A 10,839-nucleotide genomic window follows, 5' to 3' on the forward strand; every position below is an offset into this window, starting at 1 on the left:
ATTTATTATTTATGTTAATTATGCTTCTATTGTTTCTAATGGTTGTGCTTCTGGAAAATCTACAGGAACATCTGTTGTTTTATGTAAATAGTTAGATATTGTTTTATCTCCCACCAATACAATTGTGTCTACAAGATTTTCTTTTGTCCATCCTGCATTTAAAAAGTTTTCTACTACAGCACTACTTGTTGCTCCACGGTTTTCTGTTACATTTTTAGCTAATGCTGCTAGTGCATTTAATTTAGTATCAAAAGAAGCTTTACCTGCTCTTAATTCTAGAATTTGAGCATCATTAAAACCATTCATTTTTCCTATTGCTGTGTGTGCTGCAAGACAGTATGTACAATTATTAACTTGACTTACTGCTAAATTAACCACCTCTTTTTCTTTTGCAGATAAAGATGTTTTTGCACTAGATAATGCTAAATAGTTTCCTAATGCATTTTCTGAATATGCATATGTAGCATATAAATTAGGTACAAAACCTACTGCTTTTTCTAAGTTGTCAAAAATTGCTTGGTTAGCAACACTTACTTCTTCTCTTTTTGGTACATTAAAATTGCTCATAATATTGATTTTTATTTTATTTCCGTGAAAACGGAAATCTATTATTACTATTAATTTTTATAAGGATATAAATGGTTTCTCTGCATCACAATAAAAATCATGATGTTGTTTTTGATCGCAATGACTTTCTAGATTAATACTCTTAGTTTCTACTCTATTAGTATTTCCAAAAATTTCAATAAGGTTAAAAATAGACTTATGTATATGTTTCATCTTGTATTGTTTTTTAATTACACTACAAAGATGCGACGGTAAATAGCCTTTTTGTTAGTACCTATTTCCCGACTACTTGTATAAATTTCCTTTATTGTAGAATTCCGTTTGTTTCACGGTATTTAGAAGGAGAAAGTGATGTCATTTTTTTAAAAAAACTGCTAAAATGAGCCGGGTCATTAAAACCTAACTCATATGCTATTTCTTGGTTTTGCTTATCTGTGAAGTTTATTAGTCGTTTTGCTTCTAAAGCAACACGCTCCAAAATAATTTGCTGTGGTGATTTTTGGTTGTATAATGCAAATAAATTAGATAGTGTTTTTGGGCTTTTAAAAAGTAGTTCTGCGTATTCACTAACTTTTCTTTTGGTTTTATAGTGTGTATCTACCAAAACATTAAACTTACGAATAACATCTACTTGGTCATTATCTAATTTTTTTACAATAAGCTGTTCCTTTGCTAGTCTTGTAGATATAATTATTAACCTTTTTAAAAGCATTTGTAGCATGTCTCCTTGAATTTTATCTGGAGTAGCAAATTCATCTTCAAAAATTTCATATAATGTATTAAACTTACGCTCTTGTTCTATTGGGATTGTTATTATAGGTAAATCTTGTGTGCCAAAAAATAAAATACCATTACAAGAAACTTCTTGATCATGGTCTGAAATACAGTAAAACTCTCTGTTAAATAAAAAAGAAGTTAGAGGTAATTGGGTACTTTTATATGAAATATGCTGTAAATAAGTAGTAGTTGCTATTTGGTTAGGTTTTAAAATTAATGGTGTGCCATCTACTAAAATTTCTAAATTTTCAGCATTTCTATTCCATAAAAAATTAATTGTCCCAGAAGTTATTGTAAAACTTTGCGCATCTTTTTTAATATCATCTGTTAATCCAAAAATAGAACCTAACTTTTGATCATAAAATTCAAACTTCATACTTTTATTTTCTTCTTTATATGTTTTTTTAGTCTTTAAAAAAAGAAAAACTTACTAATAGCTTTAAAAAAGAAAAGCCCAAACATTTTCATACTTGAGCTTAAAATCTTAATTATTATTCTTAAAAATTACAAGACTCTATTTCTGTAACTCGTAATGTATTTACCATTCCCTTATCTTTTATAGGCATTGCTGCAAGACTAATTAACATATCGCCTTCTTCTAAAAACCCTTTTTGGCACGCAATTTTATTTACATCTTCTATAGTTTCATCTGTAGAAACATAACGGTCATAAAAAAATGCTTTTACGCCCCAAAGTAAATTTAGTTGTGTTAGTATTCTTTTGTTTGATGTAAAAACTAAAATATGTGCACTTGGTCTCCAAGCAGAAATTTGAAAAGCAGTATACCCACTATTTGTTAAAGTAGATATAGCTTTTGCTTTTATTTCATTTGCCATTAAAGACGCATGGTAACAAACTGATTTTGTAATGTATCTTTTAGTTTTAATATGTGGTGGCTCTTGTGGTACTTTAATAAGATCTGATCCTTCTACACTTTCTAAAATACTCGCCATTTTATCTATTACCTGAACTGGGTAATTACCAACAGATGTTTCTCCAGATAACATTACGGCATCTGCGCCATCCATTACAGAGTTGGCAACATCGTTAACTTCTGCTCTTGTTGGTGTAAGGCTTGTAATCATAGTTTCCATCATTTGGGTTGCTATAATTACTGGTATTCTTGCTCTTTTAGCACGTAGTACTAATTGCTTTTGAATAAGTGGAACCTCATGTGCAGGAACCTCAACTCCTAAATCTCCTCTTGCTACCATTAAACCATCACAATACGAAACTATTTTATCTATATTTTCAACTGCCTCAGGTTTTTCTATTTTAGCAATAATTGGAATTTTATGCTCAGAATGTTCTTTTATTATCTTTTGAAGATCAATTAAATCTTGGCTAAAACGTACAAAAGAAAGTGCTATCCAATCTACTTGTAACGAAATAGCAAATATGGCGTCTTTAACATCCTTTTCTGTTAAGGCTGGTAAAGAAATATTAGTGTTAGGTAAGTTTACTCCTTTTTTAGATTTTAAAGGACCTCCTTGTATTACTTTAGCTTTTACTTCGTCTTTTTTATTTGTTGAAACTACTTCAAACATTAATTTTCCATCGTCTAATAAAATACGTTCTCCTGCCTTTACATCTTCTGGAAACTTTGCATAGTTCATATAAACTCGCTCTGAGTTACCTTCAAATGCTTCGCCAGTTACAAATGTAATTTCATCTCCAGGAGAAACTACAACTTCTCCTGCCATTACACCTACTCGTAACTTAGGACCTTGTAAATCTCCTAGTATAGAAACGTTAGAACCTAACTCATCATTTAGCTCTCTAATCATTTTAACTCGCTCCGTAACGTCTTCATAATCTGCGTGAGAAAAATTTATTCTAAAGACATCTACACCAGTATTAATCATGTCTCTTAAGACTTCTTTCTTACTTGTTGCTGGACCTAAGGTTGCTACTATTTTTGTTTTCTTTTGTCTTGACATGGTTAAAATATTAAGTTGTTCTTAGATTTTAAGTTTTCAGCATCTATCTTATATGCTGTAATTATTTTTGGTATGCTTGTTAGTGCTTTTAAAATATCTTCTACCATATGTGCATCTTCCTCTTCAATTTTAAGAAAATAATCTATTTCCTTATGTTCAGGTACTAAATAATGCCTTGTAAAAGTTACTTCGTCTTTAAACAAATCTGCAGTAATTACATTCTCTTTATTTCTGCTAGAATTTGTGATTAACGTCCAATATCTATCATTAATTTCATCTTCCCACTCAAAAAAAGGAAAAGAAATAATATTAGATAAATCTAAATCTTTTTTTGATCTTTTAAAGGCTGCTTTTAAAGAACTATTTATAGCGTATGTTAGAGCATAGTCTGGTAAACTGCTATGTAAAGCAATTAATATGAAGCTATCTTCATAAAAATCTTCCGTAATTTTATGTACTGCAACCATAGGCCATAAAAAGCAAATATAGGATTAATTAGCAATCTGCCTAGTTAAGAAATTACAATAAAATTGCGAAATTGTAACTATATCGTTGTAGTATGTAAAAAAAATTAATCTATGAGTGATTCATTTTGTTTTGTAGTGCAAAATATGCCCTTTTTGAAGCTCTTTCTTCGGCTTTTTTCTTAGAAGTTGCTCTTGCTTTTGCTACTATAGTATTATCTATAGATAATTTTACGGCAAAGTGTTTTAACTCATCTTTACCTGTATCTTCATAGACGTTATACTTAAATGACTTTTTTTGTTTTTGACACCACTCAATTACAAGGCTTTTATAACTTATTACTTTTCCTTCTAATTGTTCTATATCGACATAAGGGTTTATAACTTTTTTAGTTATAAAAGTTTCACAGTATTTATATCCGCGATCTAGATAAATGGCCCCTACTAGAGCTTCAAAAACATTTCCATGTATATTATCTCCAAAATGAGATTTAGGAATTCTACTTTCTACAAAATTTATTAATTCTAAATCTTTCCCTAGTTCATTAAGATGCTCTCTACTCACTATTTTAGACCTCATTTTTGTAAGGTAGCCTTCATCTCCTTCTGGAACTTCGTTATACAAGTATTTAGAAATAATGGTGCCTAACATAGAATCTCCAAGAAATTCTAGTCTTTCATAGTTCATAGGGATTCCATCTGCATCTTTTATGTTCACAGATCTGTGTAAAAAGGCTTTTCTATATATCTGAATATTTTTAGGCTTAAAACCTAGTATTGCTTTTATTCCCAATAAAAAATCCCCATCCTCTTTAGAATGGGAATTAAATATATTGTATGGGAAACTCATGCAGTCTTAGCTTATTTTTTTAAAAATAACACATGCATTATGACCTCCAAACCCAAAAGTGTTACTCAATGCAACATTAACCTCTCTTTTTTGAGCTTTGTTTAATGTTAAGTTTAATTTTGGGTCTATATTCTCATCTACAGTAGTATGGTTTATTGTTGGTGGAACAATACTATGTTTCATTGCTAGGATAGATGCAATTGCTTCTATAGCTCCTGCAGCACCAAGTAAATGCCCTGTCATAGATTTTGTAGAGTTAATATTTATTTTTTCGGCATGTTCTCCAAAAACTTTAGAAATTGCTTTTAATTCTGCAACATCTCCTAATGGTGTTGATGTTCCGTGTGTATTAATAGCGTCTACGTCTTCTGGTTTTAAACCTGCATCTTGTAAACAATTTTGCATTACACGAACAACACCTATGCCATCTGGGTGTGGTGCCGTCATATGGTAAGCGTCGTTAGATAAACCGCCACCTAATACTTCTGCATATATTTTTGCGCCTCTTGCTTTTGCATGCTCGTATTCTTCTAGAATAAGAGCTCCTGCCCCTTCTCCAAGAACAAAACCATCTCTAGTAGCGTCAAAAGGTCTTGATGCTGTTTCTGGACTTTCATTTCTTTTAGATAAAGCGTGCATAGCACCAAAACCGCCCATACCTGCAATAGTTACAGCTGCCTCACTACCTCCTGTTACAATAACATCTGAATATCCTAAACGTATATTGTTCATGGCATCTATCATAGCATTAGCAGAAGATGCACAAGCAGAAACAGTAGTATAATTTGCTCCCATAAAACCATGCTTTATAGATATATTACCTGGGGCAATATCTGCAATCATTTTTGGAATAAAGAAAGGATTAAATCTTGGGGTACCATCTCCTTCGGCAAAATTCATTACCTCATTCTGGAAAGTTTCTAAACCACCAATACCAGCTCCCCAAATAACACCTACTCTAAATTTATCTAGTTTATCTAAATCTAGACCAGCGTCTAAAATTGCTTCATCTGAAGAAATTAAAGCATATTGCGCAAATCTATCTAATTTACGTGCTTCTTTTCTATCAAAATAATCTAAAGGGTCATACCCCTTTAACTCACAAGCAAATTTGGTTTTAAACTTTTCTGTATCGTAATAAGTAACAGGGGCAGACCCACTTTTACCTTCGATTAAAGCATTCCAATATTCCTCTATATTATTACCTATAGGTGTTAAAGCACCCAATCCAGTAACTACAACTCTTTTTAATTGCATTAAACCTGGTGTTTGTTAATACTTAATAAACTGAAATTTAAAAAAAAATATCCATGCAGCATATTTACCGCATGGATAATTTAAAAACTTTTTAAGAAATCATAAGATTACTTCGCTTCTTCTATATAGCTTATGGCCTGGCCAACTGTTGCGATATTTTCAGCTTGATCATCAGGGATTTGAATATCGAATTCTTTTTCGAACTCCATAATCAACTCAACAGTATCTAGTGAATCTGCTCCTAAGTCATTAGTAAAGCTAGCTTCCGTTACCACTTCGTTTTCATCAACTCCTAATTTATCAACGATGATAGCTTTTACTCTTGATGCAATGTCTGACATAATAATATTGGTTTTAAAAATTTAAATTGATGGCAAAAATAAAAAACTTATGGTTTAATAACACAATTTGTCGTTAAAATGTAGTGTAATTTAAGAAAATTAAATACAAGTGTGGTATTTTAGCCCTAGAAATTTATATTAAAGTAACATTATTTTATCTAATGAAAAATATTGTTTTATTTGCTTCTGGTTCTGGTTCTAATGTTGAAAACATAGTACAGTATTTTCAGAATAACGTTAACGTTACTATTGCCTGTGTACTTACTAACAAAAGAGATGCCAAAGTTATTGATAGATGCAATAGACTAAAAATCAATTGTTTATATTTTAACAAAAACGCTTTCACGAAAACTGATTGTGTTTTAAAAATAATTGAATCTCATAAACCAGACTTAATTGTTTTGGCTGGTTTTTTATGGAAAATACCATCAAACTTGATTACAAATTTTCCAAATAAAATAGTAAATATACATCCTGCTCTACTACCAAAATACGGAGGTAAAGGTATGTACGGAAATAATGTTCATGCAGCCGTAAAAGAAAATAATGAGCCAGAAACAGGCATTACTATCCATTTTGTGAACGAAAATTATGACGAAGGAGCAATTATTCATCAAGAAAAAGCTCTTTTAAGCCCATCAGATTCTATTGAAGAAATAGCTTCTAAAGTTCATAAATTAGAATATGAGTTTTTTCCTAAAGTAATAGAGAAACTACTTTTAGAGGCATAATGGCTGGAAAGAAAAAATTTTATGTAGTTTGGCAAGGTTTAAAACCTGGAATTTATACCTCTTGGAAAGAGTGTAAAGCTGCTATTACCGGTTATAAAGGAGCGCAATACAAATCTTTTGAGTCTTTAGCTACTGCGCAAACAGCATATAATGGTAGTTATAACGATTATAAAGGTCAAAAAACCAAAAAAGCAACTTTGTCTAAAGAAGAACTTGCAAAATATGGTTTACCAAACTATAATTCTATTGCTGTAGATGCTGCCTCTAGCGGGAACCCGGGTATTATGGAATACCAAGGGGTAGACTCTAAATCAGGAAAAAGACTCTTTCATCAAGGGCCATTTAAACAAGGTACTAATAATATTGGTGAGTTTTTAGCACTTGTACATGGTTTAGCTTATTTAAAAAAACACAACAGCAACCGCATACTTTACACAGACTCTAGAACAGCTATGAGCTGGGTTCGCAAAAAAAAGTGCAACACCAAACTAGTACAAAACGATAAAAACAAAGAACTCTTTATTTTAGTAGATAGAGCAGTTGATTGGCTACAAGCTAATTCTTACACTACACCTATAGTAAAATGGGAAACCAAAGCTTGGGGTGAAATTCCTGCAGATTTTGGGCGTAAATAGTAGTCCTGTACTATTTTTCGACAAAACTTCTTGTGGATCGATGAAATTTTATTTTTTTGATTAAGTGGTCCCTTTTTTCCCTTTTCAAAACATTATATTTGTGGCTTAATTTTTTTAGTAGAATGGGTAAATTATTAATTGTTGGTACAGTAGCATTTGATGCTATAGAAACTCCATTTGGGAAAACAGATAAGATTTTAGGAGGAGCTGCTACTTTTATTGGGCTAGCGGCATCTCAATTTGATGTAGAATCTGCAATAGTTTCTGTTGTAGGAGAAGATTTTCCTGAAGAATATATAAATTTACTTAAAACTAAAAATATAGATTTAACTGCTCTAGAAATTGTAAAAGGTGGTAAAACCTTTTTCTGGGAAGGCAAATACCATAATGACCTTAATTCTAGAGATACAATTACAACAGAATTAAATGTTCTAGCAGATTTTAACCCTATAGTTCCAGAAAATTTTAAAGATGCAAATGTTGTAATGCTTGGAAATTTACACCCTAGCGTACAAATGAGCGTTATTAAGCAAATGACAAAAAAGCCAGACCTTATAGTATTAGATACTATGAATTTTTGGATGGATAATGCGCTTGACGATTTAAAAGAAGTTATAAAAGAGATTGATGTTATTACAATAAATGATGAAGAGGCAAGACAGTTAACTAATGAATACTCTTTGGTTAAAGCTGCTGCAGCTATTCATAAAATGGGACCTAAATATGTAGTTATTAAAAAAGGAGAACATGGTGCACTATTATTTCATGATGAAGAAGTTTTCTTTGCTCCAGCTTTACCTTTAGAAGAAGTTTTTGACCCAACCGGAGCAGGAGATACTTTTGCTGGTGGTTTTGCTGGTTATTTAGCATCTACCAATAACATTAGTTTTTCTAATTTAAAAAATGCTGTAATACACGGGTCTAACCTTGCATCCTTTTCTGTAGAAAAATTTGGAACTGCTAGAATGGAAGATTTAAAACGAGAAGAAGTAAATAAAAGACTTCACCAATTTAAGACATTAACACAATTTGATATTAAACTAACATAATTTAACGCCCCATCTTTTGGGGCTTTTTTAATACTAAAATAACGTAATGAGTGACGCCATTAAACACGAATGTGGAATTTCTGTAATACGATTACTAAAACCCCTAGAATATTATAAAGAAAAATACGGTACCGCTTTTTATGGTGTAAATAAAATGTATTTAATGATGGAAAAACAGCACAATCGCGGTCAAGATGGTGCTGGTTTGGCAAGTATTAAATTAGATATGGAACCAGGAGAGCGCTATATGAGTAGAGTTCGTTCTGCAGAACAACAACCCATACAAGATATTTTTGCACAAATAAACCAAAGAATAAATACCGCTTTTAAAGAACATCCTGAATATTTAGAGGATGTTGCTTTACAAAAAAAGAATATACCTTATATAGGAGAGTTATTATTAGGGCATGTACGTTATGGTACTTTTGGTAAAAACAGTATAGAAAGTGTACATCCTTTTTTAAGACAAAACAACTGGATGCACCGTAACTTAATTGTTGCTGGTAACTTTAACATGACTAATGTTAACGAGCTTTTTGACAATCTTGTTCATATTGGACAGCACCCTAAAGAAATGGCAGATACTGTTACTGTAATGGAAAAAATTGGTCATTTTTTAGATGATGCCGTTGCAAAAATATACAAACAGGTAAAAAAAGAGGGCTATACTAAAAGAGAAGCTTCTCCATTAATTGCAGAACGTTTAAAAGTTTCTAAAATTTTAAAAAGAGCTGCAAAGAATTTTGACGGAGGCTATGCAATGGCAGGTTTACTAGGCCATGGAGACGCCTTTGTTCTTAGAGATCCGGGAGGAATAAGACCTGCTTATTATTATAAGGATGATGAAATTGTAGTTGTAGCATCTGAAAGACCCGTAATACAAACGGTATTTAATGTTCCTTATGAGTCTGTACAAGAAATAGACCCTGGACATGCATTAATAATAAAGAAAAGTGGTGAATCTACAATAAAACCAATTTTAGAACCTACCGAAAGAAAAGCTTGTTCCTTTGAACGTATTTATTTTTCTAGAGGCAGCGATAAAGAAATATACCAGGAGAGAAAAGAGTTAGGAAAACTATTATTTCCACAAATCTTAAAATCTATTAATAACGATATTAAGAACTCTGTATTTTCATACATACCCAATACCGCCGAAACTTCTTTCTTTGGTATGGTTAAAGAGGCGCAAAATTATCTAAATAAAAAGAAAGAAGAACAAATATTAGCACTAGGTAGTGGAATTACAAGTGATGAACTACATGAAATTTTAAAAGTAAGGCCTAGAATAGAAAAAGTTGCAATTAAAGATGCCAAGCTAAGAACCTTTATTACCCAAGATAGTAGTAGAGATGATTTGGTTGCGCATGTTTACGACATATCTTACGGATCTGTAAAAAAAGGAGACAATCTTGTAATTATAGATGATAGTATTGTAAGAGGAACAACTCTTAAAAAAAGTATTTTACGAATTCTAGATCGTTTAAACCCTGGAAAAATAGTAGTTGTTTCTTCTGCTCCGCAAATACGTTATCCAGATTGTTATGGTATAGATATGGCTAAACTGGAAGATTTTATTGCTTTTAGAGCCGCCTTAGAATTACATAAAGATAATAACACTATGAATGTTGTAGAAGACATTTATAACAAATGTAAGTTGCAAATAACGTCAGAAGATAAAGATGTAATAAATTATGTAAAAGAATTTTATGCGCCTTTTACTGCTTTAGAAATATCTAAGAAAATTGGAGAACTTCTTAGCCCTCCAGAAATAAAAGCTGATGTAGAAATAATTTACCAAACTATAGAAAGTTTGCACCAAGCATGTCCAAAAAACTTAGGAGATTGGTATTTTACTGGTAATTATCCCACCCCTGGAGGTAATAGAGTAGTTAACAAAGCTTTTATTAACTTCTACGAAGGGAAAAACGAAAGAGCTTATTAAAGGTTTTATCGATGAAATGCACGCAATAGTGTATTTCATCGATAAAAAATACTTTTCAACGGCAATATAGTCTCTAAGGTAGCACACAAGACTATTTTAGAGTTGCCATAGCATAAGTAGGTTAAGTTCATGGTAAGATTTGGGGTAAAGACGGAGCAATGCTTCGTCTTTATATTTTTTACACTATTTCTAACCCCTAGTTATTCCTTCCCCTAAAATCTATAGAAATAAGTCATTAAAAGTTTCATTCTAACACTTTAACTAAAGATACGGTTGCTTTATC

12 protein-coding genes are annotated in these 10,839 nt (G+C 31.6%); 4 read left to right on the top strand and 8 right to left on the bottom strand.

The window, feature by feature from the left end:
- Positions 1-18 precede the first annotated feature (18 nt).
- The 8 genes from Q0945_RS10565 to Q0945_RS10600 all read right to left on the bottom strand — a co-directional run bounded on the left by Q0945_RS10565 (position 19) and on the right by Q0945_RS10600 (position 6,196).
- Positions 19-567 (bottom strand): carboxymuconolactone decarboxylase family protein, encoded by a 549-nt coding sequence (locus Q0945_RS10565; RefSeq protein ID WP_299434297.1) that lies wholly within the window; start codon positions 565-567, stop codon positions 19-21.
- Between the two features lie 57 nt (positions 568-624).
- Positions 625-780 carry a hypothetical protein gene (locus tag Q0945_RS10570; protein WP_299434299.1) on the bottom strand — a complete coding sequence of 52 codons (156 nt, stop codon included), beginning with the start codon at positions 778-780 and terminating at the stop codon, positions 625-627.
- A gap of 91 nt (positions 781-871) precedes the next feature.
- Positions 872-1,720, bottom strand: a complete 849-nt coding sequence (locus tag Q0945_RS10575; RefSeq protein ID WP_299434301.1) for a helix-turn-helix domain-containing protein — start codon at positions 1,718-1,720, stop codon at positions 872-874.
- Positions 1,721-1,841: 121 nt separating this feature from the next.
- Positions 1,842-3,284 carry a pyruvate kinase gene (gene pyk / locus Q0945_RS10580; protein ID WP_299434303.1) on the bottom strand — a complete coding sequence of 481 codons (1,443 nt, stop codon included), beginning with the start codon at positions 3,282-3,284 and terminating at the stop codon, positions 1,842-1,844.
- A gap of 2 nt (positions 3,285-3,286) precedes the next feature.
- Complete coding sequence (locus tag Q0945_RS10585; protein ID WP_299434305.1) at positions 3,287-3,751, bottom strand: IPExxxVDY family protein; 465 nt, start codon at positions 3,749-3,751, stop codon at positions 3,287-3,289.
- Positions 3,752-3,860: 109 nt separating this feature from the next.
- Entirely contained in the window at positions 3,861-4,598 is a 738-nt protein-coding gene (gene rnc, locus Q0945_RS10590; RefSeq protein ID WP_299434307.1) for a ribonuclease III, read from the bottom strand.
- A 6-nt stretch (positions 4,599-4,604) separates the two neighbouring features.
- Positions 4,605-5,855: a beta-ketoacyl-ACP synthase II gene (fabF, locus tag Q0945_RS10595; RefSeq protein ID WP_298488032.1), complete on the bottom strand. Its 1,251-nt coding sequence runs from the start codon at positions 5,853-5,855 to the stop codon at positions 4,605-4,607.
- Between the two features lie 107 nt (positions 5,856-5,962).
- Positions 5,963-6,196, bottom strand: coding sequence for an acyl carrier protein (locus tag Q0945_RS10600; RefSeq protein WP_008269813.1), 234 nt, complete (start codon positions 6,194-6,196; stop codon positions 5,963-5,965).
- Between the two features lie 161 nt (positions 6,197-6,357).
- On the opposite strand from Q0945_RS10600, the gene purN reads away from it, so the two are divergent.
- The 4 genes from purN to Q0945_RS10620 all read left to right on the top strand — a co-directional run bounded on the left by purN (position 6,358) and on the right by Q0945_RS10620 (position 10,556).
- The gene (gene purN, locus Q0945_RS10605; protein WP_299434309.1) at positions 6,358-6,927 is read left to right on the top strand and encodes a phosphoribosylglycinamide formyltransferase; all 570 of its coding nucleotides are present in this window, start codon (positions 6,358-6,360) and stop codon (positions 6,925-6,927) included.
- A complete protein-coding gene (locus Q0945_RS10610; RefSeq protein ID WP_299434311.1) occupies positions 6,927-7,562 on the top strand; it encodes a ribonuclease H family protein in 636 nt (211 codons plus the stop codon). Before purN ends, Q0945_RS10610 begins: the two co-directional genes overlap by 1 nt.
- 122 nt (positions 7,563-7,684) lie before the next feature.
- A complete protein-coding gene (locus Q0945_RS10615) occupies positions 7,685-8,611 on the top strand; it encodes a PfkB family carbohydrate kinase (RefSeq protein WP_299434313.1) in 927 nt (308 codons plus the stop codon).
- 46 nt (positions 8,612-8,657) lie between these two features.
- Positions 8,658-10,556, top strand: coding sequence for an amidophosphoribosyltransferase (locus Q0945_RS10620; RefSeq protein WP_299434316.1), 1,899 nt, complete (start codon positions 8,658-8,660; stop codon positions 10,554-10,556).
- Positions 10,557-10,839 lie beyond the last annotated feature (283 nt).

This window comes from uncultured Maribacter sp., assembly GCF_947500405.1.
Taxonomy (GTDB): Bacteria; Bacteroidota; Bacteroidia; order Flavobacteriales; family Flavobacteriaceae; genus Maribacter_B.

What these genes read in the sequence shown, in the direction of transcription:
- Q0945_RS10565 (WP_299434297.1), bottom strand. Translation starts at nt 567, where the DNA reads ATGAGCAATTTTAATGTACCAAAAAGAGAAGAAGTAAGTGTTGCTAAC.
- Q0945_RS10570 (WP_299434299.1), bottom strand. Translation starts at nt 780, where the DNA reads ATGAAACATATACATAAGTCTATTTTTAACCTTATTGAAATTTTTGGA.
- Q0945_RS10575 (WP_299434301.1), bottom strand. Translation starts at nt 1,720, where the DNA reads ATGAAGTTTGAATTTTATGATCAAAAGTTAGGTTCTATTTTTGGATTA.
- pyk (WP_299434303.1), bottom strand. Translation starts at nt 3,284, where the DNA reads ATGTCAAGACAAAAGAAAACAAAAATAGTAGCAACCTTAGGTCCAGCA.
- Q0945_RS10585 (WP_299434305.1), bottom strand. Translation starts at nt 3,751, where the DNA reads ATGGTTGCAGTACATAAAATTACGGAAGATTTTTATGAAGATAGCTTC.
- rnc (WP_299434307.1), bottom strand. Translation starts at nt 4,598, where the DNA reads ATGAGTTTCCCATACAATATATTTAATTCCCATTCTAAAGAGGATGGG.
- fabF (WP_298488032.1), bottom strand. Translation starts at nt 5,855, where the DNA reads ATGCAATTAAAAAGAGTTGTAGTTACTGGATTGGGTGCTTTAACACCT.
- Q0945_RS10600 (WP_008269813.1), bottom strand. Translation starts at nt 6,196, where the DNA reads ATGTCAGACATTGCATCAAGAGTAAAAGCTATCATCGTTGATAAATTA.
- purN (WP_299434309.1), top strand. Translation starts at nt 6,358, where the DNA reads ATGAAAAATATTGTTTTATTTGCTTCTGGTTCTGGTTCTAATGTTGAA.
- Q0945_RS10610 (WP_299434311.1), top strand. Translation starts at nt 6,927, where the DNA reads ATGGCTGGAAAGAAAAAATTTTATGTAGTTTGGCAAGGTTTAAAACCT.
- Q0945_RS10615 (WP_299434313.1), top strand. Translation starts at nt 7,685, where the DNA reads ATGGGTAAATTATTAATTGTTGGTACAGTAGCATTTGATGCTATAGAA.
- Q0945_RS10620 (WP_299434316.1), top strand. Translation starts at nt 8,658, where the DNA reads ATGAGTGACGCCATTAAACACGAATGTGGAATTTCTGTAATACGATTA.